This window comes from Streptomyces sp. NBC_01433 (assembly GCF_026340105.1).
Classification (GTDB): domain Bacteria; phylum Actinomycetota; class Actinomycetes; order Streptomycetales; family Streptomycetaceae; genus Streptomyces.
This window is the reverse complement of sequence record NZ_JAPEPM010000001.1, coordinates 2,047,447-2,074,297: the sequence shown is the minus strand read 5'-3', so window position 1 is coordinate 2,074,297 and position 26,851 is coordinate 2,047,447. Positions and strand designations below refer to the sequence as shown.

The window sequence follows — 26,851 nt, the reverse complement described above, 5'->3', positions numbered from 1 at the left end:
CCGTCGTCGTTCTGCTCCGCCGTTCCACTCCGCCGTTTCCTCGTCCCGGAGGTGCCACCCGTGCGCCATTTGTCCGCCCCCGCCCGATGGGCAGCCGTCACCGCGCTGACGATCGCCGCGTCCACAGGCTGTATGAGCGTCGGCGACGACGACGCGAGGCCGGGGCCCTCGCGGTCCGCGGACGAGAAGGGCGGGGATGCCGAGCCGGACGGCACCGTGCCGGACTCCGGCACGGCCGGCGCCGGCCGTGGCCTCGCCCACACGCACTCCGACCGGGATATCCCGGGGGAGCCGGACCCGGACGCCTCGGGGGCCACCTCCTCGACCGCCGCGCAGGGCCCGCGCCGGACCCCCGTCACCCCGCCGCCCACCCTGGGAGGCCGGCCGCCGGTCCCGACCCCTTCCGCGCCGGGTCCCGCGGAGCCGTCGCCGGTCGCCCCGGAGCCGCCGAGCCCGTCGGCTCCCGGTCCCGGTCCCGACCCCGATCCGAAGCCCTCGCAGCCCTCGGAACCGCCCACACCACCCCCTTCCGCCTCGCCCGCCGCGCAGCTCCGTGCCGGTGCGATGGGTGCACCGCGGCGGCCGGAGGTGTTGCGGACTCCGGAGGCATCACCGCAGGTGGGGCCGGTGTAGGGGGGCGAGAAGAGCGCGTGGTTTGCGCAATGTGGGTGAGAGTGCGTATGGTAGTAGATCGTTTGATCCCATTGCCCGGCGCCGACACAGAAGAGCGCCGTGTGGCGCGTACTCTCCCTTGCCGTGGCTGGACCGCATTGAGGCGGTCGAAATTGCGAATCACGGAGTTACGGGCGCGTGCCGAGACTCCGGAAGGTTTCGCATTTCGCATGTCAATTTCCAGTTCTGACCACACCGTCATGCCCGAGAACATCGACAACATCGACAACGCAGAGCTCGCTGAGCTCGCCGAGGCCGTAGTGGCCCAGGCTTCCCAGGCCGACGAGCCCGTCGCCGACATCATCACCGTCACCGCTGAGGTCACCGAGGTCGCTGAGGTCTCCGAGGCCGCTGCCGTGACCGAGGCCGCTGCGGTGACCGAGACGCAGACCGCCGACGCCGAGGTCTCCGCCGACGCGGAGGTCTCCGAGGCCGCGGACGTGCGGGCCGCCGATGACGCCGAAGAGGCCGACGCCGAGCCGACCGTCACCTTCAGCTCGCTCGGACTGCCCGACGGCATCGTCCGCAAGCTCGCGCAGAACGGTGTGACCTCCCCCTTCCCGATCCAGGCAGCGACCATCCCGGACGCCCTGGCCGGAAAGGACATCCTCGGCCGTGGCCGTACCGGCTCCGGCAAGACCCTCTCCTTCGGTCTGCCGACCCTGGCCGCGCTGGCCGGTGGCTTCACCGAGAAGAAGAAGCCCCGCGCCGTCATCCTCACCCCGACGCGTGAGCTCGCGATGCAGGTCGCGGACGCGCTCCAGCCCTACGGCGACGTGCTCGGCCTGAAGATGAAGGTCGTCTGCGGCGGTACGTCGATGGGCAACCAGATCTACGCGCTGGAGCGCGGTGTCGACGTCCTCGTCGCCACCCCGGGCCGTCTGCGCGACATCATCAACCGGGGCGCCTGCTCCCTGGAGAACGTCCAGGTCGCCGTCCTCGACGAGGCCGACCAGATGTCCGACCTGGGCTTCCTGCCCGAGGTCACCGAGCTGCTCGACCAGATCCCCGGCGGCGGCCAGCGCATGCTCTTCTCCGCCACCATGGAGAACGAGATCGGCACCCTGGTCAAGCGTTACCTGACCAACCCGGTGAGCCACGAGGTCGACAGCGCCCAGGGCAACGTCTCGACCATGACGCACCACGTCCTCGTCGTGAAGCCGAAGGACAAGGCGCCGGTCACGGCCGCCATCGCCGCCCGCAAGGGCCGCACGATCATCTTCGTCCGTACCCAGCTGGGTGCCGACCGCATCGCCGAGCAGCTCATCGAGTCCGGCGTGAAGGCGGACGCGCTGCACGGCGGCATGACCCAGGGCGCCCGTACCCGCGTTCTTGAGGACTTCAAGAAGGGTTACGTCAACGCGCTGGTCGCGACGGACGTGGCCGCGCGCGGTATCCACGTCGACGGCATCGACCTGGTCCTGAACGTGGACCCGGCCGGTGACCACAAGGACTACCTGCACCGTTCGGGCCGTACCGCCCGCGCCGGCAAGTCCGGTGTCGTCGTCTCCCTGGCGCTTCCGCACCAGCGCCGCCAGATCTTCCGCCTGATGGAGGACGCGGGCGTCGACGCCTCCCGCCACCTCGTGCAGGGCGCGGGTGTCTTCGAGCCGGAGGTCGCCGAGATCACCGGTGCCCGTTCGCTGACCGAGGTCCAGGCCGACTCCGCGAACAACGCCGCCAAGCAGGCCGAGCGCGAGGTCGCCGACCTGACCAAGCAGCTGGAGCGCGTCCAGCGCCGCGCCGTTGAGCTGCGCGAGGAGGCCGACCGCCTGGTCGCCCGCGCCGCGCGCGAGCGGGGCGACGACCCCGAGGCGGCAGTGGCCGAGGTCACCGCGGAGGCGGAGGCCGCGATCGAGGCCGCCGTGTCCGTACCGGAGCAGCCGGCCGTGCGCGAGGAGCGCCGTGACGAGCGCGGCAACTTCGAGCGCCGCGACAACCGCCGTGACGACCGCGGCGGCGACCGTGGCGGTTACCGCGGTGGCAACGACCGGGGTGGCTTCCGCTCCGGTGGTGGCGACCGTCGTGATGACCGTGGTGGCGACCGTGGTGGCCGTTCGTTCGAGCGTCGTGACAATGACCGTCCGTCGTTCAACCGCGACCGTGGTGGCGACCGTCCCACCGGTGGCTTCCGCTCCGGTGGTGGCGACCGTCGTGATGACCGTGGCGGTGACCGTGGTGGCCGTTCGTTCGAGCGTCGTGACAATGACCGTCCGTCGTTCAACCGCGACCGTGGTGGCGACCGTCCCACCGGTGGCTTCCGCTCAGGCGGCAGCGACCGTCGCGATGACCGTGGCGGTGACCGTCGTGATGACCGTGGCGGTGACCGTGGTGGCCGTTCGTTCGAGCGTCGTGACAATGACCGTCCGTCGTTCAACCGCGACCGTGGTGGCGACCGTCCCACCGGTGGCTTCCGCTCCGGCGGCAGCGACCGCCCGTTCAACCGTGACCGTCGTGACGACCGTCCCTCGGGCGGCTTCCGCGCCGGTGGCGGCAGCGACCGTCCGACCGGCCGCCGTGATGACCACCGTGGTGCCAACACCGGCACCAACACCGGTACCTTCGGCCGCCGCGACGACAAGCCGCGCTGGAAGCGCAACGGCTGATCGCGGTCTGCTGAACTGTTGAGCTGCTGTGAGGCAGCTCGGCCGACCTGCTGAAGCGGGCCCGTCCTTCACGGACGGGCCCGCTTTCTTTGCGTCTCCGGCTTTACGTCCCTGGCGTTCGTCTCCGGCAGGAGTGCGGGGGCCGTTTCCGGGCCACCCGGTACGCATGTCGGGTGCCCGGCAAGGGAATCGCTGGGGGCATGACAAACGACTCACCCGCGCCACACGCGGGACCCCCCGGCCCACCAGCATCGTCCGCGCCGCCCACCGACCGGCCCGTGTCCTCCGGTTCGCCCGCGTCCCCCGGCCCGTCCGCGGCGCCCGGCCCGTCCGCGGCGCCCGGATCGGACGAGGCGCGACTGGCCGAACTCGGCTACACCCAGGTCCTCGCCCGCCGGATGTCGGCCTTCTCCAACTACGCCGTCTCGTTCACGATCATCTCGGTGCTCTCCGGCTGTCTGACGCTGTATCTGTTCGGGATGAACACCGGCGGCCCCGCCGTCATCACCTGGGGCTGGGTCGGGGTCGGCCTGATGACGCTGTTCGTCGGGCTGGCGATGGCGGAGATCTGTTCGGCGTACCCGACCTCGGCGGGCCTGTACTTCTGGGCCCACCGTCTCGCCCCGCCACGCTCGGCGGCCGCCTGGGCGTGGTTCACGGGCTGGTTCAACGTGCTCGGCCAGGTCGCCGTGACCGCCGGGATCGACTTCGGGGCGGCGTCCTTCCTCGGGGCGTATCTGAACCTCCAGTTCGGCTTCGAGGTCACGCCCGGCCGGACGATCCTGCTCTTCGCCGCGATCCTGGTGCTGCACGGTCTCCTCAACACCTTCGGCGTCGGCATCGTCGCGGTCCTCAACAGCGTCAGCGTCTGGTGGCACGTGTTCGGCGTGGCCGTCATCGTCGGCGCCCTGACCTTCGTACCGGACTCGCACCAGTCGGCGTCGTACGTGTTCACCGAGTTCGTCAACAACACGGGGTGGGGCAGCGGCTTCTACGTGGTGATGATCGGCCTGCTGATGGCGCAGTACACCTTCACCGGCTACGACGCCTCGGCGCACATGACGGAGGAGACGCACGACGCCGCGGTGGCGGGGCCGCGCGGCATCGTCCAGTCGATCTGGACCTCCTGGATCGCCGGTTTCGTCCTCCTGCTCGGCTTCACCTTCGCCATCCAGTCGTACGAGGGCGCCCTCACGTCCCCGACCGGCGCCCCGCCCGCCCAGATCCTCCTGGACGCCCTCGGCGCGACCACGGGCAAGCTCCTGCTGCTGGTGGTGATCGGGGCCCAGCTCTTCTGCGGCATGGCCTCGGTCACGGCCAACAGCCGCATGATCTACGCCTTCTCCCGCGACGGCGCCCTGCCGTTCTCCCACATCTGGCACACGGTCAGCCCCCGCACCCGCACCCCCGTCGCGGCGGTCTGGCTCGCCGCCCTGGGCGCCCTCGCTCTCGGCCTCCCGTACCTGATCAATGTCACCGCGTACGCCGCCGTCACGTCCATCGCGGTGATCGGTCTCTACATCGCGTACGTGATCCCCACCCTGCTCCGCCTCCTGCGCGGCGACGACTTCGCCCGCGGCCCCTGGCACCTCGGCCGCTGGTCCCGCCCGATCGGCATCGTGGCGGTGACGTGGGTCGTGATCATCACGGTGCTGTTCATGCTGCCCCAGGTGTCGCCGGTCACCTGGGAGACCTTCAACTACGCCCCGATCGCGGTCCTGGTGGTGCTCGGCTTCGCGGCGACCTGGTGGCTGGTCTCGGCCCGGCACTGGTTCCTGAAGCCGGACAACCCGGATCACAAACGCACGATCTCCCCCGAACCCCCGCACTGACCCCACCCTGCCCACACCCCGCCCACCCTCCGGACGCCCTCCGACCACCCTCCGACCGGGACGACGGACCCCGGCACCCGATACCGGATCGGCTGCCGGGCTCGGGCGGGCTATGCTCGGGGGTGATTCGCCAGGGGCCGTTAGCTCAATTGGTCAGAGCAGCGGACTTTTAATCCGTTGGTTGTGGGTTCGAGTCCCACACGGCCTACGCGATGCAGGGACGGTCGCAAGCCCGTGACCTGTGAAGGAGCGCCCCGTCCGGCTGATGCCGGGCGGGGCGCTTCGGTGTTTCGGCGCTTGTGCGGTCCTGTACCCGCTGGTGTCGGCTGCCCGCCACCGAGGCCGAGACCAGTCGGCCATCGTGCCCGCAAGCCACGGCGGTACGACGGTGCGGACGCTGAACCCGTCCGTCAGCCGTCCGACGAGCGGGCTCCGTGCTCGGTGGCGAGGGCGGTGAGGCGGGCGGCCATAGCAGTGTCGAGGGCGGTGATCGCGTCCCCGGCGTCGTGGGTGTTGAGGGCGAAACCGATCGTCCCGTAGAGGATGGTGACCTCGGCGTGGTGGTTGGCCTCGTCCTCGGCGGTGGCGACGGCGGTGTAGAGGGCTGGGACGGTGGAGCGGTCGGCCTTGAAGGTCGCGGTGAGCTTCCCGTCCCGGACGCTCCAGTCCGGGAGGTCGGTGAGGGCCAGGCCGAGTTCGGCCTCGGACAGCGGGGTGGCGGTCAAAGGGGACTCCTTCGTTCAATGGTTTTGAGCGGCGAGTGGTTTGAGGGCCTTGACCAGGCGGTCGCCGATGGGGTCGTCGCGCCAGCGGCTCATGCTCTGGCGGAGGGCTTCCAACTCCTTGCGATGGCGGGCGGAGCGCGTCTGGGCGGCGATCTCGGCGGATTGGGCGGCCAGGGTGACGGCGTGTTCGGGTTCGCCGGTGGCGGCGTACGCGGCGGCCTGGCGGGCGAGGTACACGCCGGTATCGCGGCGGGCGGCCGGAGGCATGTCGGCGTTGATCCGGTCCCAGATGTGCTGGGCCTCGGAGTGCAGCCCCATCCGTCCGTAGCAGGTGGCGCGCTGGACCTCGAAGAAGTACGCGTTGTGGTGGACCGCGCCCCAGGGTATGGACGGATCCACCACCTCCACCACTGCGGACGCCTCGTCCAGGAGCTGGTCCACAGCGGTCCGTTCTCCGAGCAACGAGTGGCCGTGGGCCTGTTGGTGCATGAGGTTGACGCGGATGCGGTGGGAGAGCCGGTGCCGCTCGCTCAGCCCTTGCCGGCACAGGTCGACAGCGGCCCGTCCGTCACCCAGGTCGGAACGGAGGCGGGCCATGTTGGAGAGGATGTACGCGGTCAGGTCGGTGTTCGCGAGCATTTGCGCGTCCATCTGGGCGATGCCGTGCCAGTAAGCGGTCGAGTCCCACAGGCCGGCGTCCTGGTGGAGCCATCCGGCCAGCGCGGCGTAGGCCACCCCGACCTGGATCAGTTCTTCCCGCACGGTGCCCCTGGCCGCCCGGGTGAGATCGCTGATCAGCCGGTACTGCTCGGTGACGGTCCCTATGAGATCGCGAGGACCGAGCATCATGTCGGCGGTGTAGTGGCCACCGAGCTGCTGGTAGAAGTAGCCGACCAGGGCCGGGTCGATGTCCCGGGGCCTGAGGTCGGCAGCGTTCACCATGCCGAGCGCGGCCACCGATCCGGCAGCCAGGAAACTGCGGCGTTCCATGGACGATGCCTCCTCCGCGTGGCGCAGACGGGCGGGGTGGCCGGGTGGGGGAGTGAAGCCGAGATGTTCGGGGCCGAGACCGAAGGCCGCACGCAGGGCGGCGGCGGTGTCCGGCCGGGGCCAGCCCGGCCCGTCCGATTCCCAGCGCCGGTAGGTACGCACGCTGACGGTGAAGTACGGGTCCCCGAGCGCGAGCCGGCCCGCCGTGCTGATCTCCTCGGCCGCCTTCTCCTGGGACAGCCAGCCATGGTCGAGCCGTGCCGCCCGCAGTCTGCCGTTGGTCCTCACCGTGTCCCCTTGCGTTCGACCTCTCCAACGTAGCGCCCAACTGATCGACTCATACCCCGCGTTACGGGGGTTCGGTGCGTCTGTTCGAAGTGGCCGGTGAATGGCCGCTCTGTGGCCGTCGGGCTTCCTGGCTGTCCGGCGGGGTCCAGCGGTTTCCTGGAACGGCTCCGCACCTCCTGAGACTGCCCCGACAAGGGGCGGACCCACCCTCGGCCCGTCCGGAGCGCATGACCCCCTGGTCATCGATCCAGGGACCGCCTGAGCATCTTTACGACGAAAGGGAAACCCTGGTGTCCTTGCTGCTGGAACGCGTCCCGTCCCTCTCCCACGAGATCGCCGTCGAGCCCGCCGGACCGGCCGAAACTCGTCCGTTCGGTCTGGACAGCCTGACCAACCCGGTTCCGGTCACAGGCCACCGTCCGGTGCTGACCGTGGACCCGGTCACCCAGCTCTCCCTGGTCGACGGCCTCCCGGCCGGCGCCCACCCGGCCATGAGCAAGACGTCGTGCAACACCGAGTCGGACGGCAAGGACGCCATCGCAGTCGACACGGACCAGAACGACGACGAGTACGACGACTGATGACGTTCCGCGCCAGTCAGGGCACGCGCGGCGGTCTCCCGCCGCGCGTGCTCGTCGTCACCCACGCCCTGGACCCCACCGCGGACTTCGTCCTGCGGGAGCTGAACGAGCGGCGGGTCCCGTTCTGGCGGACCGACCTCGCCGACTTCCCCACCCGCACCACTCTCCGTACGGAGCTGGGGGCGGACGGCCGCTGGACCGGATCCCTCCACGACGACGCCCGGGGCATCGACTTATCGGAGCTGCGGGCGGTGTGGTGGCGCAAGCCCACCGTCCACGAGCTGCCGGAATCGATGGGTGGCCCAGAGCGCCGCTTCGCGGTCGGGCAGGCCAAGCGGGCGATCACCGTTCTCGGCTCGCTGCCCGGAGTGCTGTGGGTGAACCGGCCGCAGGCGAACGTCGACTGCACCAAGCCGGTGCACCTGGCCGCCGCCGTGGCCAGTGGACTCCAGGTGCCGGAGACGCTGATCACCAACGACCCGGCCGCCGTGCCGCCCTTCGCCCGGCGGTGTGGTGGGCGGATCGTGACCAAGGTGCTGGGCGGAATCGTCCACACCGAGGGCGGCACCCGGGGCCAGCTCTACACCCGCCGCGTCCCCGAGGAGCGCTGGGCCGATCCTCGTATTGCGCTGACCGCGCATCTGTTCCAGCGGGAGGTCACAGACCGGGCGTACGAGGTCCGTGTCGCGGTCGTCGCCGGGAGGCTGTTCGCTGCGGCCGTCCACGCCCCGGTCGGTCACCGCGGCCCGGACTGGCGCCAGGATTCCGATGCCTTCACCCACACCGCCATCCGCCTGCCCGCCTCGATCGGGGACGCGGTACGCGAGATGGTGCGCCGCCTCGGCCTGGTCTTCGCCGCCATTGACTTCATCGTGGATGCCCAGGGCGTGCACTACCTGGTCGACGTCAACGCGGGCGGCCAGTGGGCCTGGATCGAGCCCACCCGCGAGCCGATCACCCACGCCCTCGCCGATCTCCTGCAGAAAGGCTCAACCCGCTGATGACCGACGACCTCACGAATCGGGCCGCCAAGGCCCGCCGCGCCCTCGCCCAGTCCCTCACCGACGCGGGCGACCTCACCGACCCCCAGTGGCGCCGTGCCTTCGAAGAGGTTCCCCGCCATGTCTTCGTCCCGTACTTCTACGCGTCGGCCGGTGACCGGATCTCTGGCGACGACCAGTGGTTCACCGCTGTCCACGAGGACCGAAGCCTGGTCACACACCGCACGGACGGGGCGGCAACCTCGTCCAGCTCGCAGCCCTCGCTCATGGCGACCATGCTCGAAGCCCTCGCCGTCCAGGACGGGATGAGCATGCTGGAGATCGGCGCCGGCACCGGTTACAACGCCGCCCTGCTCGCCCACCGCCTCGGCGACGATCACGTCACCACTGTCGACATCACCGAGGACATCACTGGACCTGCCCGCGATCGCTTGGCCACCGCCGGATACCACCCGACCGTGATCACCGGCGACGGCTCCCTCGGCGCCCCCGACCGCGCGCCCTACGACCGTGTCATCGTCACCTGCGGTCTGTCCACCGTTCCTCTGGCCCTGCTCCAGCAGCTCACGGACGGCGGCTTCCTTCTTGCCCCGCTCGGCAACGCCCTCGCCCGCATCCGCCCCACAGGCCCGGACACCGCCACCGGCCGCTTCCTTCCTCACGGGGCCTTCTTCATGCCGCTGCGCCAGACCCCGTCCGACGGCGTCCCCACCCGCCGGCCGCCGCTGCCCACCGGCCTCGGCCGTCCTTCCACCGTCCCCGCCGAGGCCATCGCCGACAACCACTTCCGCTTCCTTGCCAGCATCGCCGTACCCGGCCTCACCTGGCAGTACGACCTGAACGACAACAGGGAGATCACTGGCGCCCGCGTCTGGAACCAGGACGGCTCCATTGCACAACTCCGCTCCGATGGCACGGTCGTTGAGGCAGGCCCCCGATCCCTTTGGGCCTGTCTTGAAGACGCTCACCGCAGCTACCAAATCGCGGGCCGCCCCACCCCAGACCGTTACGGCATCACCACCGGCCCGGAGGGACAGGTCGTCTGGCTCGACGACCCGGACGGGCCGAGTTGGACGCTGGGCGAATGACTGGTCAAAAGCATCCCTCGCAGGCTTGAGGGCCTGCGAGGGATGCGCTGTCAGAACACAGCGGCGACAGCCACGCTGACGATGAGGTTCCACCACCCCGGATTGGACCACCAAGGATCCCGCCTCTTCAGTGTGATCACGAACATGTTCGCCCCCTACGGATATTGATTGGGCCACTCGCCTGGCGGCCTTCTCCGAGGTCAACGGGCTTCCGTATCTGGGGTTACGGGAAGCGCGGAACAGTCTGCTTAGTTAGATACGAACATCATGGGCGGGTCGGGCTGGCAATCGAGAACCGCTCGCGCGTGTGCATCCGTTGTCGGGGCAAGACGCACGTGGTCGCCAACCGAGGTTTCGGTATGGCGACCACGTATCGATAAACACCCCCGCGTGCGCGGGGACCAATCTGTGTCCAACTAAGCAGACTGGGACCATCCCCGCGTGCGGCGGGGACGACTGCGCCAGCGGCAGCGCAGCGTAGGCGTCGACAGGACCACCCCCACGTCCGTGGGGTCGTTCCGAGCCAGGCTCTCAAAGATAGGTCCCAGCAGTGCGGTGTTGGGCCACCTATCGGTGACTGACCGCCGGTAGCGGCGCCGGATCTGTCCAGACGGTTTTGCGTGAGCGGACGTGCCGGCACAGGCCTCCTTGAGTCGAACCGGATGGCATCGGTGGCCCTGCCTGCTGGATGTCTGCGGCCGGCGGGGGCAGGGAGGGACACCTCGACACGAGATCGTCAGGTCTTCAATCCGTTGGTTGTGGGTTCGAGTCCCACGAGCCCTGCCTCTCGGCCCAGTCCAGAGCGTTGACTGTGGTGGGCGACGCGCTCACCGTCGAGGCGGGGAGTCTGCCGGATCCTGTGGGCTCTGACCGCAGCTCGCCAGAACCTGTGGCGGCATCGCGCCCGGCAAGGAACTGCGCCACGTCCTGCCCGTGATGTGGGATGGCCAGGAGCTGAGAGGAGAGCGTTGTGGCTGACGACCTGACCGCAGTGGGCCGCTTCCTGTACGAGGCGGGCACGCTCAAGCAGACTCGGCGAACGGGCTGGTGGATGGCTGGAGTCCGGGACCCGGAGAGCGTTGCCGAGCACTCGTGGCGCACGGCGCTGATCGCCACGATCATCGCGAAGCTGGAGGGCGCGGACCCTGCCCGCGCCGCGTTCCTCGCGGTGTGGCACGACACGCAGGAGACCCGCACCGGGGACGTGAACCACCTCGGGAAGAAATACGCGTCGGCAGGCGACCCGCAGGCGGTAACCGCCGACCAGACGGCAGGGATGCCCGAGGTGCTGGCGTCGACGGTCCGCGAGCTGGTCGCAGAGTATGAGGCGAAGGAGTCGCCCGAGGCGGTCTCTGCCCGCGATGCGGACAAGCTGGAGTGCCTGCTCCAGGGCATCGAGTACAAGGCGCAGGGTTACGAGAACGCGCAGCGGTGGATAGACAACAGCCGTGGGCGTCTCGTCACCGAGACCGCGAACCGGTTGGCCGATGAGCTTCTGTCGCAGGGCGCCCTTGACTGGCCGCGCACCCGCCCTGGGCGAGGGGAAGCAGTAGCTCCGGGCATGACGAAAGGCCCCTGGAATTCGCCCCGTGACGGCGGGGCCATCGCTGATTGGCCCCCGACGCACGAAGAGGCCCTTCCGCCCGGTGGAGACCACCCGTAACGTCGCAACAATCACGGTGGTAACCCGGTTCACCCGCGTGTGGCGGCAGTTGGTCACTCTGGAGAGCGTGATGCGTCCGTGGCGCGATGCGCCGGGCACCAGCTCACCGAGGCCGACTCGACCTGGCCACCCGGATCGATCAGATTGCCGTCGCGCACGGGACGCAGCCCTTCAACGGCTGATCAGCTGCGTATGGTCCGGACCATGGCAGGTAGTCGAGCTGGAGCACGCGGCCTGGACCGAGCGGCAATCTGACCGCCTCGCCGTGGCCAACAGGCACCGCACTTCCCTCGTGGGCGGGAACAGGTGACGCCCCTGCCCTCGGGGGGAGGGACAGGGGCAGCCTACGGGGCGTGACTGGCGGGGACCGTTGGTCACATGAGGCCGTGCCGACGCGGGTCCCGGCAGGTGCCCGTCGTGGTGCCGCATCCGGCGCACCCCTGGCTTTCCTCGTTCGAGGGCGGCGCGGGGATCGGTTTGATGGTCATCGTGGTTCCGTTCAGGTCGCGGTGGGCAAGTCTGCGACCGGTCGGAGCGATCGGCAGCGGCGGGCAGGGTTCAGGAGTGGCAGGGGCACGCGCAGCCAGGGCGTCGGCAGGCGGTGTGCCCGTCGGCCAGATGCGACTGTTCGGCGGCGGCCCGGCATACGGCGCTGTACGTATCGCTGCGCGCTGCCTCGGCCGCGGCGAGCTCCTCATCCAACCGGGTCCACGCGGCGGCCGTCCCGGCCAGCTCGGCGTCCGTGATCGGTTCGCCGTGCCACAGGAGGGTGACCCCGTGTTCGGGGCACCGGGTCATGCCGTCGGTCTCGATCGCGAAGTCGTGGACGCCTCCGCTGTGGTGGCACTTCACTCGTCGTCCCTCCGGGCGCGGTGCGGGGTGGTGGTCTGGTGGTTCGGCCATTCCCTGTGGTCGCTGGGGGCGCGCCAGTGGTAGTGGGGCCCTGTGTGGCCGGGGGGCTGGGTGCAGCGGGCGTACGTGTCGGAGCGCTCGGCCCAGCAGTACCCGTACCCGATGGGCGCGTTCATCGGCGCACCTTCCGCCAGGCGCGGCCGAGCCGCACGGCGGTCGCGCACTGTGCCCCCGTACGGCAGGCATCGCACGCCAGGGTATGCCCGAGGTACGCCAGATACGCGTGGTCCGGAGGCAGGTGCGCGGTCCGCTGCCGTGTCGATGTCGTCATCGGGCCGCCCTCCGCCCCGCGCATGCCAGGACGTCGATGCATTCACGGGGAAACCAGGAGTACGCGGCGCCGGTGGCGGGGATGACCCGCTGCTCGCCGAGGTCGATACCCAGGTCGGTGCCGAGGCGTGCCGTGCACCAGACGCAGTGCGTGCCGCGCTGCTGAGCATCGGAGAGGTTCTCAAGGGGCGGTAGCGGCGTGGTGGGCTCCTTGCGGGTCACCTGTACGGCACCGCCGTACCGATCGACCGCGTACAACTTCATCGTCATCGCCGTGCCTCTCCGCTTCGGTTGCGGTTTCCGTCGCCATCACAGCGTCGTCTCGCACCCGCAGCTGCGGGATGACCAGCGGGGGTTACCGAGGCGGTAATACAGTCGTTGGCGCTCCAGTAAGTGCCTGAGCGTGCATAGGATCGCAAGGGGAGTCAGCCCATGGAAGCCGCCATCCCCAGCCTGCTCACCCCCGACGTGCTCGACAGAGCAGACGTCCGGGCAGCGCTCATCGAGCATGACTTCGCTGCCGTCTTCACTCTGATCAAGAAGTGGGGCGGCCTCTCCCAGAATCGCATCGCGTCCGCCTGCCAGCTCACCCCCGGCAAGGTGTCCACGATCATCAATGGGGCCCAGCGGGTCACATCGTTCGATGTTGTCTGCCGGATCGCGGACGGCCTCCGCATCCCGGGCAGCCTGCTCGGGCTGGCACCACGCCCCTGGGAGAGCGAACACACCACATCGCGGCAGGACCAGCCAGAGGCTCCAGGTACCCGGGCGGACACAGGCGAGATCCCGTGGCGGCCCGACGCCACCGTGGACCTGGCTGCCCACCTCACCAGGAGTGATCTTGTGATGGACCGACGGGCCCTCACCCGCGCCCTCGCCGGTGCCGCGGTAACCGGCGCTGCGCTCCTCGACAGCCTCGAAGGCTGGCTTGTTCCGGCCGCCGCCGTACCAGGGCAACGCCGTCCGGGCCGACTGGGGATGCGTGAGGTCGAAGAGCTGGAGACCACCGCGAGGGCGTTCCGTCAGTGGGACCACCAGTTCGGCGGCGGGCTGCGAAGGAAAGCGGTTCTTGGCCAGCTCGCCGAAGTTTCCGGGGCCCTCGATGACCACCAGGCCCCAGCTGTCACGGAGCGGCTGTACTGCGTCATGGCGCAGCTGGCCGGCACGGCGGCCACCATGGCCTGGGATTCCGGATCGCACCGGCGTGCGCAGGACTACTACCGCCTCGCTCTCCGTGCCGCCCACGCCGGAGGTGATGTGGTCTTCGGGGCCAATGTGCTGGCCGGGATGGCCCGGCAGATGCTCTACCGCGACCGGGCCGACGACGCGCTGCAACTGATCCACCTCGCCCAGGAGGGCGCCCGCGACGTGATCGGCCCCCGGGTTCGGGCCATGCTCCATACCCGTGAAGCCTGGGCCTACGCCGCGCAGGGCCGCATCGCCGGATTCCACAGGGCCACCGCGAAGGCGGCCGAGAATCTCGCCGCCGTCGGCACAGATGGCGACGAGCCCTATTGGATCGCCTACTTCGATGAGGCGGAACTCGCGGGCGTCACCGGGGGGCGGCTTCTCGATCTTGCGCGTACCGACCCGCGTCGGCACGCCGCTGGGGCAGCCGACGAAATCCGGATCGCTCTGTCGTCCCGCGGTGCCGAGGCTGGGCGCTCGCACGCGCTCGATCGCATTGGCCTGGCCGAATGCCGGTTCCTCGCAGGCGACATCCAGGGGGCCGCCGCTGAAACGACCCTGGCAGTAGAGGCCGCGCGAGGTACGCAGTCGGGGCGTGTCCGTGCCCAGCTGGGGCAGCTGTACCCCTACACCGTGGGACACAGCGCTTCGCGTCCGGTACGGGAGGCGCGCGATAGTATCCGCGACCTGCTGTCGAGCTGAGGAACGGGCACATGACGACACTTGCCGTGACCGGGCACATGGACCTGACCGACGAGAGCGTCCCACTGGTAAGGGCCGCACTGCGTGAGCTGCTCGCCGAGTACAGCGACGACCTGACCGGGGTGTCCTGCATCGCCGCCGGGGCGGACAGCCTCTTCGCGGAAGAGGTCACTGCCATCGGGGGCCGCCTGGTCGCGGTGATCCCTTCCCAGGACTACCGCGCGACGAAGGTGAAGCCAGCCCACGCTGCCGTCTTCGACCACCTGATCGAGGCAGCCGAGGACGTGGTGACCCTGCCGCATACAACCGCCAACCGGGCCGCCTACGAGGCAGCGAATGCTGAACTTCTCCGCCGCGCTGACCGCCTGGTCGCCGTGTGGGACGGTACGCCCCCGTCTGGCAAGGGGGGCGGCACCGCCGACACCGTTGTACAGGCCCGGCAGGCTGGACTGGCGGTTGATGTGATCTGGCCGGCCGGAGCCGTTCGGCGCGGGTGACCTCCCGACAGCACAAGAAGCCCCCTCCGCCCGAAGGCGAAGGGGGCAACCCCGCAGTGCGGGGACCATCGGCCCGTGGTTGCCCCGGAGGGGAGCACGGGGGACCGTTCCCGCGTGTCCGGGAAGGGCTGTTCGCGCAGTCCGGTATGTCTCTAGGCGGTCTGCGGGTGGAGCAGCCGGGCCAGTAGGTCGTCCAGGCTGATCAGGCCCGTGAGGCGGCCGTGGTCGTCGCGGATGACGGCCAGCGACGCGCGGTTCCTGCGCAGTTGTTCCACCGCGTGGGAGATGCTGTCGCCGCTCTTCAGCTCGGGTACGGGCCGGGCCAGTTGGCGGGCGGTGGTCGTGCGGTCGTGGGCGCGGGCGACCAGGGCGTCGCGTGCGTGGATCGAGCCGAGCACCCGGTCGCCGTCCCGTACCAGGAGGCGGGTGCGGTCGGCGGTGGTCGCTCGGGCCAGGATCGCGTCGAGGCCCGCGTCGGCGGGGACGGTGATGATGTCGCCCGCCGGGATCCGCAGCTCGGCGACCGGGGTCTGCGGTTCGGTCAGGGAGCGGGTGATGAGCTCGGAGTCGGTCTTGTTGATCAGGCCGAGGCGCTCGGACTCGACGACCAGGTGCGTGAGCTGTTCGCGGTTGTGGACGGAGGTCAGCTCGTCGCGTGGCTGGACGCGGCACAGGCGTACGAGGGCGTTGCTGATCGTGTTGAGGAACCGGATCAGCGGGCGCACGGTTCTGACCACGGCGCGGAAGGGCGGCGTGAGCAGCATCGCGGAACGCTCGGGGTGGGCGATGGCCCAGGACTTCGGCGCCATCTCACCGACCACCATGTGCAGGAAGACGACGACGAGCATGGCGAGGGCGAAGGCGATGCCGTAGCTGAGGCCGCTGGGCAGGCCCAGATCGACCAGCAGCGGGTCGATCTGATGCGAGATGGCGGGCTTGGAGATGGAGCCGAGGCCCAGGGTGCAGATGGTGATGCCGAGTTGGGCGCCCGCGAGCATCAGGGACAGCTCGCGCATTCCGGCGAGGGCCGCTTTGGCGCCCCGCTGTCCTTCGGCGGCGGCCTTCTCCATGCGGTGGCGTTTGGCCGCGACCAGGGCGAACTCGGCGGCGACGAAGAAGCCGCTGCCGATGAGCAGCAGGACGGTGATGAGGAGGGCTACGGGGAAACTCATGCCTGTGCCTCCTCGGCCGGGCGCTCGGCCGGCTCGATGCGTACGCGTTCGGGAACGTGGCGGTCCAGGCTCAGTACCTGGATGCGGACGCCGTCCGTGGTCAGACGGTCGCCGATGGCCGGGAAGCGGCCGAGCCGGTCGATGATCAGGCCCGCCACGGTGTCGTAGTCCTCCTCCTCGGGAAGCGCGATGCCCGTGGCCGACTCGACCTCGTCCAGGCGGCGGCCGGCGTCCACGAGCCAGCCCGCTCCGTCGGCGACCGCGAGCTCGACGACGGTGTCGCTCTCGTCGGCGATGTCGCCGACCAGTTCCTCGGCGATGTCCTCGTACGTGACGACTCCCGCGATGCCCCCGTGCTCGTCGAGGACGACCGCGAACTCGTCGTCCCGCTCCCGCATCCGCGCCACCGCGTGCGGCAGCGGAAGCGTGTCGGGCAGCAGCAGCGGCCGGTGGGCCACCTCGCCCGCGGTGGTGCGCTCGAACCGGGCGGCGGGCAGCCGCATCAGATCCCGTACGCCGAGGACTCCCGCGACGTCGTCGGGGTGATCGCCCACCACCGGGTAGTTGGAGTGGCCGTGCCTGGCGATGAGTTCGACCGCCTGCGCGGCGGTGGCGTCCTTGCGGACGAACACGGCGTCGGCGCGGGGCACCATCACCTCGTCCAGCGTGCGCTCGGAGAACGCCAGCGCGTGGTCGAGGAGCTCGGCGGTGTCGGCGGGCAGATGCCCCTGCTCGTGGGACTCGCCGATGAGATGGCTGAGCTCTTCGAGGGTCGCGCCGTGATGCAGCTCCTCGACCGGTTCGATCCGCACGGTGCGCAGCAGCTTGTTCGCGGCCCCGTCGAAGACGCGCACCACGGGGCCCACGATCCTCAGATAGACGAGGGTGGACGAAGCCAGGGACTTGGCCAGCCGTTCGGGTACGGCGAGCGCCAGATTCTTCGGGGCCAGCTCACCCAGCACCATCTGTACGAAGGTGGCGAGGACGAAGGCGAGCACCACGGAGATCGCGGAGACGGCTCCGTCCGGCAGGCCGAGGCCCTCCAGCACGGGCCTGAGCAGCGCGGAGACGGACGGCTCGGCGAGGAAGCCGACCACCAGCCCGGTGACGGTGATGCCCAGCTGGGCGCCCGAGAGCATGAACGAGAGCCGCCCGAGCACCTTCAGGGCGCGTGCGGCCCGCTTGTCGCCCGCCGCGGCCTCGCGGGCGAGTGCCAGCCGGTCGACGGCGACGTACGCGAATTCCTGCGCGACGAAGTATCCGGTGCCGGCGGTCAGTACGACGACGGCCAGCAGCCCCAGTACGGCGCTCATCGGCAGGTCGATCGCGTGAGGGCACCCTGCCGCCGCCGTGCGTCACGGCTGCGGGCGGGCGGTCGCGGATTGTGCCCCGGCGAGTCGGGTGCCGTCGGTCTGGCGGACAAGGAGCGCTCCTTCTGGAGGGTGGGGAGGGCGGAAGGCGGAGAGCCGAGTGCCGGGTGGGGTGCGGGGCAGGGTGCTGAGCCGCGCGCCGGGTGGGGTGCTGGGCAGGGCGTTGCGCCGGATGCCCGGTGGGGTGTTGAGCCGGGTGTTGCGCTGGATGCCCGGCGGGTGTTGAGCCTGGTCCGAGCGGGGTGTTGAGGCGCACGCCAGGGCGTTGGAGGGCCGGTTCGCGCGGGGCGTCCGGGCATCCGGTGGCGGGCCCGCGCCGGTTCGGCGTGCCCGGCCGTGGCCGGGGCGAACCCGGTCGCCGCGAACAGCGCGCGGCCCGGATGCGGGGCCGGGGCACGCGGAAGGGGTGAAGCGTCGGTCACCGTGTCACTCCCGTCCCGCGGTTCCTGTGCGGGGGCGGGGAGCGGCACGGCCGGTACTGGGAGGCTCACCCATCGCGGGTCCGTGGCTCCTTGTCAAAAGGGTCAGATCAGTGGATGCCGAAGCGGCGTACTTCTACACTCACTGTAAAGGAACGGCAAACGGACCATGCGGGGGACGGTCCTCCCCAGGTCTTCGGGTTCGGCCCCGGACGCCGCCCTCCCGGCCCTATGCTTCTACACGCGTGTAGAAGAAGTGTGGGGCGGCCCGGACTTCCGGCTTCGCCCTGCGCGCGAACGGAGTTCCGGCGGGGGCGCACGACGACCGGTCCCCGGACCGGACCCGTCGCACGCACCATCCATCCGAATTCCGTGGGAGGACCTTCGTGGCTTCGATCGATCTGGACAAGGTGCTGGACAAGGCGTGGGCGGACAAGAGCCTGCCGGAGATCCTCGACGCACCCGTGGCCGCGCTGAAGGGGGTCTCCGACCGGGACGGCGAGCTGCTCCAGGAGGCGTTCGGCGTCAAGACCGTCGCCGATCTGGCAGACCTGAAGTACGCGCGCTGGGCGCAGGCCCTGGCGGCGCTGGGCGCGACCGCCAAGTAGGCATGGTGTGCGGGCCGGTGCGCCGCGGACGCCCGCGGCGCACCGGCCCGCCGCTCCGGAATCACCCGCAGAGAAGAAGGAGTGAACGCCACGATGGTGTTCAAACGGCTGCTCGGCTCGCTCGGCGTGGGCGGGCCCACGGTGGACACGGTCCTCGACGCGGGCGCGGTCGTGCCCGGCGGCAGCCTCGACGGGCAGGTCCATCTCCAGGGCGGCGACGCCGACTTCACCATTGAGCAGATCACCCTGGAGCTGGTCGCCCGGGTCGAGGCCGAACACGACGACGGCGAACACGAGGGCACCGTCGCCTTCGACCGCTTCGCCGTCGGCGGCACCTTCCGCCTCGTCGCGGGGGAGCGGCGCAGCGTCCCCTTCAGCGTGACGCTGCCGTGGGAGACCCCCGTCACCGAACTCCACGGTCAGAGCCTCGGGGTGGTCCTCGGTGTGCGTACCGAACTGTCGGTGGCGGGCGCCAAGGACAAGGGCGACCTGGACCCGCTCGTCGTGCGCCCCCTGCCCGCACAGGAGGCGATCCTCGAAGCCTTCGGGCAGAGCGGCTTCGGCTTCAAGTCCGCCGACCTGGAACTGGGGCGGATCAGCGGGACCGGCCAGCGGCTGCCCTTCTACCAGGAGGTCGAGCTCACCCCCTCCGCGCGGTACGCGCACGCGGTCAACGAGATCGAGGTGACCTTCCTCGCGCATCCGGGCGGGATGGAAGTGGTCCTGGAGGCCGACAAGCGCGGCGGCCTCTTCGCCGAGGGCCACGACACGGTGACCCGCTTCACCGTGAGCCACCACGACGTGGGGCAGCGTGACTGGAACGCCGAGGTCGACGCCTGGATGGGCCAACTGGTCGAGCACCGCGCCTCGTACGGCACGACTGGCGCGTACGGCACGCATGGCTCGTACGGCACGCATGGCTCGTACGGCCACCAGGATCCGCATCAAGCGGACCGCTTCGGCCACAGCGAGCCTCACCACGGGGAGGGGCACGGCCACCGCTCCGGACCCGGGATGGGCACCGTCGTCGCAGTCGGTGCGGCAGGACTCGCCGTCGGGGTGGTCGGCGGGATGGTCGCGGCCGAAGTGGTGGACGAGATCGGTGACGCCTTCGAGGACGAGGACGAGGACGAGGAAGAAGGGGGCGACGAGGGCTGAGGCGGCCCCGACGTCCCGCGCGCACCCGGCCCCGACGTCCCGCGCGCGCCGCGCGCACCCGGCCCCGCTTCTACATCGGTGTCGCGGCGTGCAGGACGAAGTACAACGTGATGGCCGAGTTGGCGGAGGACAGCGCCGAGACGGTGGTGCCCGCCGCCGCTCCCCAGGCCGCCAGCCCCACCGTGGTGAAGACGGACGGCCACACGCGCGCGGCGGGGGCCGGTCCGAGCAGGGCGGCCACCCGGCGCGGCACCGGCCCGGCCGCCGCGAAACCGGCGAGCGTCGCGACGGGCGCGCCGCGTGAGATCAGGGCGGTCTTTCCGATCGCGCGGGCCACGGTGCGCCGGCTGCCGATCGCCGCCGCCGCGTCCTCGTCCGCCCACCGTTCGGCGGTGTAGATCACTGCGGTACGCAGCGGCCGCAGGAACGGGTTGGCCCGCGCGGCCAGCTGCACGGCCAGCAGGAAGCGATGGTGGCGCCCGGTCAGATGGGCCCGCTCGTGGGCGAACAGGGCACGGCGTTCCGCGGCGTTCAGACCGGCCAGGATGCCGGTCGTCACGACGATCCGGTCCCGGCGCCCACCCGGCAGGGCGTACGCGTACGGCGTCTCGTCCGGCAGCACCGCCACTGACCTGCTGGGCAGCCACGCCAGCGCCTGTCCGGCCCGGCGCCGTACCCGGTGATGCCGCCACGCCGTCCTCGCGCACGCGATGAGCACGCCGAACAGGGCGGGGATCGCCACCTTGCCCGCCACCTCGTCGTACGGCAGGGCCTCGCGCACCTCCGGGTCCGACCAGGCGTCCGGCAACGGGTTGCCGGGCAGCTGCGCCGTACCGATGACCATCAGCAGCGCCAGGCACAGCGTGCTGCAGACCGCGAGCACGCCGGCGACCGCCGTCAGCAGCAGGGTGGCGGCGCGCGGGTGGAGGTGCTGCTCGGCCAGGCGCGCGATCGGCCATGCGCTTAAGGGCAGTACGAGCGGCAGGAAGACGAAGACCCCCATGACGTCAGTCTTCCGCGTCGTCGGTCGTCTGGGCGAGCAGGCCGCGCAGCAGCTGTTCGTCGCCGGGGGAAAGGGCGGTGAGGAAGCTGGCGAGGACGGCCTCACGGTCCGACTCCCCGTCCAGCACCTTGCGCATCCGCAGCGCGGCGAGCCCGGCCTCGTCGGCGGCCGGGGTCCAGGCGAAGGACCGGCCGGTCCGCTCGCGGGCGACCGCGCCCTTGGCGTGCAGGCGCGTGAGGATGGTGATCACGGTGGTGTACGCGAGGTCTCCGACCAGCCGCTCCTGCACCCAGGCGGCGTTCACCGCGCCGGGTGCCTGGCGCAGCGCGGCCAGTACCAGTGCTTCCAGCTCTCCCTGGCCCCGGCGGCGGGGATGCCGGCCGGTACCGTCCTGGTGCTGTTCCGTCATGCCGTCTCCCGCCCGCCTCGTGGCCTCGCCTGCCGCCGCGGGGCGGTTCATCGTACTGACTGATGGCCCGGCCTTTCGCCTCCGTCCGCCCGTCGTCGGCGCGGATGCCGCCGCAGGGCCCGGGGGAGTGGTCGGCAGCGTTCCGTATCGGGCCCCCCAATGGTTTCTACAGTGCTGTAGATTTTGGGGTGTCACTGGGAACCGGGTAACGGACCCGGCTCCTTCGCACGGGATACACGCGGGATAGGGGTACGACATGGGTGTCAGCCTGGCCAAGGGCGGCAACGTCTCGCTCAGCAAGGAGGCTCCGGGCCTGACCGCCGTACTGGTCGGTCTGGGCTGGGACGTCCGTACGACCACCGGCACCGACTACGACCTCGACGCCAGCGCCCTGCTCGTCGGCGAAGCCGGGAAGGTCCCCTCCGACCAGCACTTCGTCTTCTTCAATAACCTCAAGAGCCCGGACGGCTCGGTCGAGCACACCGGCGACAACCTGACCGGCGAGGGCGAGGGCGACGACGAGGTCATCAAGGTCGACCTGGCCGCCGTCCCCGCCGATGTGTCGAAGATCGTCTTCCCGGTCTCCATCCATGACGCCGAGAGCCGCGGCCACAGCTTCGGCCAGGTCCGGAACGCCTTCATCCGGGTGGTCAACCAGGCGGGCGGCGCGGAGCTCGCCCGCTACGACCTGTCCGAGGACGCCGCCACCGAGACCGCGATGGTCTTCGGAGAGCTCTACCGCAACGGTGCCGAGTGGAAGTTCCGCGCCGTCGGCCAGGGTTACGCGAGCGGGCTGGCCGGTATCGCCAAGGACTTCGGCGTCAACATCTGACCCGTACGGCGGCACCGCGCACGGCACCACCGCCTGTGCCACCGCCGCCACAGCCGTCACTGTCACACCGCCGTACGCACGGGGCACGGAACACGTTCCGCGCCCCGTGCGGTATGCCCCGCCCCGTGCCCCTCGTCCTTCACGGCCACTTCAAGAAAGCGGATTCCAGTGCTCGGACTCAGCGAACTCGCCATCCTCCTGATCGTCGTCATCGTCTTCCTCGGCGCCAAGAAGCTCCCGGACCTGGCCCGCAGCGCGGGAAAGGCGGCACGCATCCTCAAGAGCGAGACCAAGGCGATGAAGTCCGAGGCGAAGACGTCCGGGACTTCCGCGGCCGACCCGCGATCGCCGTCCCCCCAGGTCATCCGGGTGCGACCCGGCGACACGACCACCGTGCGGCCGGGCGGCGGCACGGACGGCGGGCCCGCCCGGAGCTGAACTCTGGCACCCGCACCCACGCTCCCTGCCACCCGCACCCACGCTCCCTGCCCATCCGACCGAACGAAGAGGCGGCACATGTCCGTAAACCTGTCCAAGGGCCAGCAGATCAGCCTCAGCAAGTCCGACGGCGGCGCGCTGAGCGTCGTACGGATGGGGCTCGGCTGGAAGTCCGCACCGCGCAAGGGGTTCCTCGCCAAGCTCACCGCCCGTGAGATCGACCTGGACGCCTCCGCGGTGCTCTTCGCCGACAACCAGCCGGTGGATGTCGTCTTCTTCCAGCACCTGGTGAGCGACGACGGGTCCGTACGCCACACCGGCGACAACCGGGTCGGCGGGGCGGGCCAGGGCGGTGACGACGAGTCGATCGTCGTGGACCTGCAACGCGTCCCCGTCCACATCGACCAGATCGTCTTTACGGTGAACTCCTTCACCGGCCAGACCTTCGAGGAGGTCGACAACGCGTTCTGCCGCCTCCTCGACGAGAGCAACGGCCAGGAACTGGCCCGCTACACGCTCACCGGGGGCGGTCGTCACACCGCTCAGATCATGGCCAAGGTGCGGCGCAGCGGCACGGGTTGGGAGATGGCGGCCATCGGGAGTCCGGCCGACGGACGCACCTTCCAGGACCTGATGCCCGCCATCACCCCGCATCTGTAGCGGCCCGTGTACCTGTAACGATGGTTGCCTCGCACGACCTGATCAACCAGTGGGCCGCCGGGCAGTGCAAGGACTATGTGAAGGACGCACTCTCGGTGCTGGGCAGGGACTGAACCGTATGACGGAGAACGGCACGGCTCACGAGAGCACCCTTGACGAGGGCACCCGTCACGACGGATCGCCCCGGGGCTGCGGCGTCGGCGGGTGATCTGGGCGTCGGGGGGTGTCGTCGCGCTCGCCCTGATCGGGGGCGGGATCCATTACGCGACCGACGGCGGCCGGGAGGACGGACGCTCCCTCGACTCGGCCTGCGACGGCCTGCTGGACACCTCGGAGCTGACGGACCTGCTCGGCGCGGACCGGCTGCGCGGCCAGGGGGAGGATCCGGCGCACTGCTCGGTGTCCGATCCGGGCGAGGGCGCCGCTTCGCTCCGGGTGGAGATCACCCGGGGCGACGCCCCCGCGCGGCTGCTCGGCGCCATGCGGCGAGCCGACCCGCACCTCGGCGGAACGCTGATGTCGCCACTCGGGAACAGCCGGTCCGCGGTGCTGAAGACCTCCAAGGGAACGGCCGTGGCCAGCGGATATCTCGCCTGCGGAAAGAGCGGGGCGGGGAGTGAGGCGGCGGATCGGCTGACCGTCGTGATGGCGGCGGTCCGCGACGGTTCCGGCTCCCCGCTCGATCAGCCGTTCCAGCGGGCGCGCCTGGCCCGCGTGCTGGCGGGCACGCTCGACAGCACCGCGGAGAAGTGGGACTGCGGCGGCACCGGCTCCGCCGCGGACGGCAAGATCACCGAAGTTCCCGAGGACACCACGCGGACGCTCAAGGCGGCGGGCAGCGCCACGGGCACGTGCGAGGGAATCGCCTCGGCCGTCTTCGAGGCCGTGGCGGACGGTGCCGCTCCGGTCGAGGACTGCGTGCTGACGGACGACGCGGGCAACCGGTTGTTCCAACTGTCCGCCTACTACGGCCCGTACGTGAAGGCCGCCCGCCTGGAGACGGTCCGCGGCAAGCGCTACCTCACCGGTACGGGTGGTACGGGTGGTACGGGCGGTACGGACGGCGTGTACTGGACCACGGCGGACTGCCCGGACGGCGAAGCCCTCTATGCCGTCGAGACCGTCCGGGACGAGGAGGCCGGTGCCTTCCGCGCCGCCGATCCGAAGCTCCAGCGGGCCGCGCTGAAGACCTTCGCCACGAACTCGGCCCGGCGTCACGGCTGTCCGGCCCCGGTGTCCCCGGCCGCCGACTAGGGGCGGCGGCGGTCCCGGTGTCCCCGGCCGCCCACCGGGGGCCGCGGCGGTCCCGTCAGGCCGGGGCCACCCGGTTGCGGAGCGTCCCGATGCCGTCGACCTCCACCTCCACCACATCGCCGGGGCGCAGGAAGCGCTCGGAGAACACCCCGGCGCCGCTCGGCGAGCCGGTGCAGATCACATCGCCCGGTTCGAGGGTCTGATAGCGGGAGAGGTACGAGACCAGCTCGGGCAGGCCGTGGATGAGGCCGCTCGTCCGGTCGTCCTGGCGCGGCTCGCCGTTGACCCGGGTGCGCAGCCGCAGGTCGAGCGGCTCGTCGAACTCCTCCTCGGTCACCAGACAGGGGCCGAGGGGCTTGAAGGTGTCGAAGCTCTTGGCGACGCCGATGGAGGCGGTCGGGTCCCCGGTCATCGCGCGGCTCTGGATGTCGCGGGCCGACACGTCGTTGGCGGCCGTCAGACCGGCGAGATGGCCCCTGGCGTCGGCGGGGGAGACGGCCGTGGCGGTGCGGCCGATGACCGCGGCCACCTCGCCCTCGTAGTCGACCCGGGAGGCCGCGACCGCCGGAAGCGCGATGTCCTCGCCGTGCGCGATCACGGCGGAACCCGCCACGACCTGGAAGTTCGGCTCCTCGGGGAGGGCGATGCTCCCCATTCCCATGGCGGCCATTCTCTCCAGCGCCTCCGCCGCGTGGCTGCGGTAGTTGAGGCCGACGATAAGGACCTTTCCCGGCCGGCGTACCGGCGCGTGCACCCGTACGCGGTCGAGCGGGACGCGGCGGGTGACCGGCGCCGCCCTCGCCGCCTCGGTGCCGGGGCCCCGCAGGAGCGCGTCCAGGTCGGCGAAGGGCAGGCCGAGCAGTGCCAGCTCGCCCGGCCTGTCCTCCCTGGCGATGCCCAGATCGGTGCTGTACAGACGCATCACGAACCCCTTTGTCCGGTCGGCCGACTCTCTTGCCTCACAGTCAAGAGTCTTCTTGTTCCAGAGTCAAGGGGAGGGATGGCCGCTCGTCAAGAGGTGTTCACGTACCGCGTCGGCAGGTGTGCGTGTGTGGCGTCGGGAGGCGTTCATGTACCGCGACCGGGGGGCCGCCGCCTTCGGCATAGGCTCCTTGCCATGCCACGTAACCGACAGCAGATCCCCAAGGCCGAGCGCGAGGCCGCCATGGTCGAGCATGCGTGGGAGCTCTTCGCGGCCAAGGGGTACAAGGCGACCAGCGTGGCCGAGGTCGGCCGCGCCGCCGGGGTGGCCGCCAACGCCGTGCGCTGGTACTTCCCGACCAAGGACGACCTGTTCGCGGCTGCGATCGACCGCTTCTTCGCCCAGGAGCGGGCGCGCGTCGAGTCGGACCCCGGGATCGCCGGGGACCCGCAGCGCGAACTGGTCGCCCTCCTGTCGGGCATGGAGCCCTACCGAGGGCTGCACCGGGAGGCGTACGAGCGGATCGTGGAGTCGAAGGCCCTCGGTGAGGCGTACGCCCGGATTCAGGAGTGGCTGGAGGAGCGCCTGCTCGCGGTCATCGCGACCCGGCTGCCCGCGGGTGCCGATGTCGGACTCGTCGCGGACACCGCGCACGTGCTCTTCGAAGGTCTGCTGGTCAGTGTGCGCAGGAGTGACCGCGCGACCGGTGAACTCGTCGAGCTGCTGACCGACGCGCTGGTGGCGGCCGCCGCCGCGCGCTGAGGCGCCTTCGCGCCGACCGTGGAGCTCTTCCGTACGCCGTGAGCGCCGTGCGTGACCGTCGGCTCACCCGTGCCCGATCGCGCCGAGGGTGACCGGGTGGATCACCCCTGCCCGGACTCGGCGCGCCCACTCCCGCACCCCGCGCCCGGCCCCACACCCCGTACCCCGCCCCACACTCCACACCCCCACCCGCACCCCCCGCACCGCCTCATTGCGACCTCCTCTCTTGACTCTCGAACAAGAGCGTCCCTATGCTCCTCTTGTACGACAGCCAAGAAGGCTGTTCTGCCCTCGATGAGGAGGTTGCTCTCATGGCTTCTCCAGGCAAACTCGCCCACATCGTTCTCAAGACCGGTCAGCTGGCGGCGATGACCGAGTGGTACACAGGAGTTCTCGAAGGCCGCGTCACGTTCGCCAATGACTTCATCGCCTTCCTGACCTACGACGACGAGCACCACCGGGTCGCGCTCGTGGGCACCGGTGCCTCCGAGCACCCCGGCGAGGCGCACACCGGTCTGCACCACGCGGCTTTCACCTACGACACGATGGCGGACCTGCTGGGCACCTACCGGCGGCTGAAGGCGGACGGGGTCCATCCGTTCTGGTGCATCAACCACGGGCCGACCACGTCGATGTACTTCGCCGACCCCGACGGCAACCACATCGAGCTGCAGATCGACAACTTCGCCACGGAGGCGGAGCTGCGCGAGTGGTTCCGTTCCGGAGCCTTCGCGGCCAATCCGATCGGGGTGGAATTCGACCCCGCCGAACTGGTCCGCCGGTTCGAGTCGGGTGAGGCCTTCGCGGAACTGGTCAAGCAGTCATGACC

The 26,851-nt window shown here is 70.5% G+C and carries 27 protein-coding genes, 1 tRNA gene and 1 pseudogene; 18 read left to right on the top strand and 11 right to left on the bottom strand.

The window, feature by feature from the left end; translation table 11 throughout:
• Window positions 1-60 precede the first annotated feature (60 nt).
• The 4 genes from OG413_RS09360 (at window position 61) to OG413_RS09345 (ending at window position 5,318) form a co-directional block, all read left to right on the top strand.
• Window positions 61-633, top strand: coding sequence for a hypothetical protein (locus OG413_RS09360; RefSeq protein ID WP_266804210.1), 573 nt, complete (start codon window positions 61-63; stop codon window positions 631-633).
• A gap of 239 nt (window positions 634-872) precedes the next feature.
• The gene (locus OG413_RS09355) at window positions 873-3,278 is read left to right on the top strand and encodes a DEAD/DEAH box helicase (protein ID WP_266804209.1); all 2,406 of its coding nucleotides are present in this window, start codon (window positions 873-875) and stop codon (window positions 3,276-3,278) included.
• A gap of 359 nt (window positions 3,279-3,637) precedes the next feature.
• Window positions 3,638-5,110: an amino acid permease gene (locus OG413_RS09350; protein WP_266810019.1), complete on the top strand. Its 1,473-nt coding sequence runs from the start codon at window positions 3,638-3,640 to the stop codon at window positions 5,108-5,110.
• Between the two features lie 134 nt (window positions 5,111-5,244).
• Window positions 5,245-5,318: transfer RNA gene (locus tag OG413_RS09345), tRNA-Lys, on the top strand.
• A gap of 202 nt (window positions 5,319-5,520) precedes the next feature.
• On the opposite strand, the gene OG413_RS09340 is transcribed toward OG413_RS09345, so the two are convergent.
• Complete coding sequence (locus OG413_RS09340) at window positions 5,521-5,835, bottom strand: 4a-hydroxytetrahydrobiopterin dehydratase (protein ID WP_266804208.1); 315 nt, start codon at window positions 5,833-5,835, stop codon at window positions 5,521-5,523.
• 15 nt (window positions 5,836-5,850) lie between these two features.
• A complete protein-coding gene (locus OG413_RS09335) occupies window positions 5,851-7,113 on the bottom strand; it encodes a helix-turn-helix transcriptional regulator (RefSeq protein ID WP_266804207.1) in 1,263 nt (420 codons plus the stop codon).
• 290 nt (window positions 7,114-7,403) lie between these two features.
• On the opposite strand from OG413_RS09335, the gene tgmA reads away from it, so the two are divergent.
• The 4 genes and pseudogenes from tgmA to OG413_RS09315 all read left to right on the top strand — a co-directional run.
• Window positions 7,404-7,694, top strand: coding sequence for a putative ATP-grasp-modified RiPP (tgmA, locus tag OG413_RS09330; RefSeq protein ID WP_266804206.1), 291 nt, complete (start codon window positions 7,404-7,406; stop codon window positions 7,692-7,694).
• Window positions 7,694-8,695 carry an MvdC/MvdD family ATP grasp protein gene (locus OG413_RS09325; protein WP_266804205.1) on the top strand — a complete coding sequence of 334 codons (1,002 nt, stop codon included), beginning with the start codon at window positions 7,694-7,696 and terminating at the stop codon, window positions 8,693-8,695. Before tgmA ends, OG413_RS09325 begins: the two co-directional genes overlap by 1 nt.
• Entirely contained in the window at window positions 8,695-9,783 is a 1,089-nt protein-coding gene (locus OG413_RS09320; RefSeq protein ID WP_266804204.1) for a methyltransferase domain-containing protein, read from the top strand. Before OG413_RS09325 ends, OG413_RS09320 begins: the two co-directional genes overlap by 1 nt.
• A 970-nt stretch (window positions 9,784-10,753) precedes the next feature.
• A pseudogene (locus OG413_RS09315) lies at window positions 10,754-11,308 on the top strand (HD family hydrolase); the annotation flags it as partial.
• A 696-nt stretch (window positions 11,309-12,004) separates the two neighbouring features.
• Here the strand turns inward: OG413_RS09315 and OG413_RS09310 are convergent.
• From OG413_RS09310 to OG413_RS09295, 4 genes are read right to left on the bottom strand one after another with little or no spacing between them, the layout of a single operon-like run.
• Window positions 12,005-12,298, bottom strand: coding sequence for a hypothetical protein (locus tag OG413_RS09310; RefSeq protein WP_266804203.1), 294 nt, complete (start codon window positions 12,296-12,298; stop codon window positions 12,005-12,007).
• Window positions 12,295-12,474 carry a hypothetical protein gene (locus OG413_RS09305; protein WP_266804201.1) on the bottom strand — a complete coding sequence of 60 codons (180 nt, stop codon included), beginning with the start codon at window positions 12,472-12,474 and terminating at the stop codon, window positions 12,295-12,297. Before OG413_RS09305 ends, OG413_RS09310 begins: the two co-directional genes overlap by 4 nt.
• Window positions 12,471-12,629, bottom strand: coding sequence for a hypothetical protein (locus OG413_RS09300; RefSeq protein ID WP_266804199.1), 159 nt, complete (start codon window positions 12,627-12,629; stop codon window positions 12,471-12,473). Before OG413_RS09300 ends, OG413_RS09305 begins: the two co-directional genes overlap by 4 nt.
• Window positions 12,626-12,898 carry a hypothetical protein gene (locus OG413_RS09295; RefSeq protein WP_266804197.1) on the bottom strand — a complete coding sequence of 91 codons (273 nt, stop codon included), beginning with the start codon at window positions 12,896-12,898 and terminating at the stop codon, window positions 12,626-12,628. Before OG413_RS09295 ends, OG413_RS09300 begins: the two co-directional genes overlap by 4 nt.
• A 162-nt stretch (window positions 12,899-13,060) precedes the next feature.
• Between OG413_RS09295 and OG413_RS09290 the strand changes: the two genes are divergently transcribed.
• A complete protein-coding gene (locus OG413_RS09290; protein ID WP_266804195.1) occupies window positions 13,061-14,518 on the top strand; it encodes a helix-turn-helix domain-containing protein in 1,458 nt (485 codons plus the stop codon).
• An 11-nt stretch (window positions 14,519-14,529) separates the two neighbouring features.
• Complete coding sequence (locus tag OG413_RS09285; protein ID WP_266804193.1) at window positions 14,530-15,015, top strand: hypothetical protein; 486 nt, start codon at window positions 14,530-14,532, stop codon at window positions 15,013-15,015.
• Between the two features lie 152 nt (window positions 15,016-15,167).
• On the opposite strand, the gene OG413_RS09280 is transcribed toward OG413_RS09285, so the two are convergent.
• Window positions 15,168-16,187: a hemolysin family protein gene (locus OG413_RS09280; protein WP_266804192.1), complete on the bottom strand. Its 1,020-nt coding sequence runs from the start codon at window positions 16,185-16,187 to the stop codon at window positions 15,168-15,170.
• On the bottom strand, window positions 16,184-17,500 hold the full coding sequence (locus tag OG413_RS09275) for a hemolysin family protein (RefSeq protein WP_266804190.1): 1,317 nt from the start codon (window positions 17,498-17,500) through the stop codon (window positions 16,184-16,186). Before OG413_RS09275 ends, OG413_RS09280 begins: the two co-directional genes overlap by 4 nt.
• An 862-nt stretch (window positions 17,501-18,362) precedes the next feature.
• Here OG413_RS09275 and OG413_RS09270 point away from each other — a divergent pair.
• Window positions 18,363-18,584 carry a hypothetical protein gene (locus OG413_RS09270; protein WP_266804188.1) on the top strand — a complete coding sequence of 74 codons (222 nt, stop codon included), beginning with the start codon at window positions 18,363-18,365 and terminating at the stop codon, window positions 18,582-18,584.
• Window positions 18,585-18,677: 93 nt separating this feature from the next.
• Window positions 18,678-19,742 carry a sporulation protein gene (locus tag OG413_RS09265; protein WP_266810017.1) on the top strand — a complete coding sequence of 355 codons (1,065 nt, stop codon included), beginning with the start codon at window positions 18,678-18,680 and terminating at the stop codon, window positions 19,740-19,742.
• Window positions 19,743-19,812: 70 nt separating this feature from the next.
• Here OG413_RS09265 and OG413_RS09260 read toward each other — a convergent pair whose 3' ends face one another.
• Complete coding sequence (locus OG413_RS09260) at window positions 19,813-20,745, bottom strand: M56 family metallopeptidase (protein ID WP_266804186.1); 933 nt, start codon at window positions 20,743-20,745, stop codon at window positions 19,813-19,815.
• Between the two features lie 4 nt (window positions 20,746-20,749).
• Window positions 20,750-21,154, bottom strand: a complete 405-nt coding sequence (locus tag OG413_RS09255; RefSeq protein ID WP_266804184.1) for a BlaI/MecI/CopY family transcriptional regulator — start codon at window positions 21,152-21,154, stop codon at window positions 20,750-20,752.
• Window positions 21,155-21,410: 256 nt separating this feature from the next.
• Here OG413_RS09255 and OG413_RS09250 point away from each other — a divergent pair, with 256 nt between their 5' ends.
• The 4 genes from OG413_RS09250 to OG413_RS09235 all read left to right on the top strand — a co-directional run bounded on the left by OG413_RS09250 (window position 21,411) and on the right by OG413_RS09235 (window position 24,338).
• Complete coding sequence (locus OG413_RS09250; RefSeq protein ID WP_266804183.1) at window positions 21,411-21,986, top strand: TerD family protein; 576 nt, start codon at window positions 21,411-21,413, stop codon at window positions 21,984-21,986.
• A 168-nt stretch (window positions 21,987-22,154) separates the two neighbouring features.
• On the top strand, window positions 22,155-22,424 hold the full coding sequence (locus tag OG413_RS09245; RefSeq protein ID WP_266804181.1) for a Sec-independent protein translocase subunit TatA: 270 nt from the start codon (window positions 22,155-22,157) through the stop codon (window positions 22,422-22,424).
• A gap of 78 nt (window positions 22,425-22,502) precedes the next feature.
• Window positions 22,503-23,084, top strand: coding sequence for a TerD family protein (locus OG413_RS09240; RefSeq protein WP_266804179.1), 582 nt, complete (start codon window positions 22,503-22,505; stop codon window positions 23,082-23,084).
• A gap of 204 nt (window positions 23,085-23,288) precedes the next feature.
• Entirely contained in the window at window positions 23,289-24,338 is a 1,050-nt protein-coding gene (locus OG413_RS09235; protein WP_266804177.1) for a hypothetical protein, read from the top strand.
• 55 nt (window positions 24,339-24,393) lie between these two features.
• Here OG413_RS09235 and OG413_RS09230 read toward each other — a convergent pair whose 3' ends face one another.
• Window positions 24,394-25,260 (bottom strand): fumarylacetoacetate hydrolase family protein, encoded by an 867-nt coding sequence (locus OG413_RS09230; protein ID WP_266804176.1) that lies wholly within the window; start codon window positions 25,258-25,260, stop codon window positions 24,394-24,396.
• A 195-nt stretch (window positions 25,261-25,455) separates the two neighbouring features.
• On the opposite strand from OG413_RS09230, the gene OG413_RS09225 reads away from it, so the two are divergent.
• Together OG413_RS09225 and OG413_RS09220 are read left to right on the top strand one after the other, a co-directional pair.
• Complete coding sequence (locus OG413_RS09225; RefSeq protein WP_266804174.1) at window positions 25,456-26,022, top strand: TetR/AcrR family transcriptional regulator; 567 nt, start codon at window positions 25,456-25,458, stop codon at window positions 26,020-26,022.
• Between the two features lie 311 nt (window positions 26,023-26,333).
• Window positions 26,334-26,849: a VOC family protein gene (locus OG413_RS09220; protein ID WP_266804172.1), complete on the top strand. Its 516-nt coding sequence runs from the start codon at window positions 26,334-26,336 to the stop codon at window positions 26,847-26,849.
• Window positions 26,850-26,851: the final 2 nt, after the last annotated feature.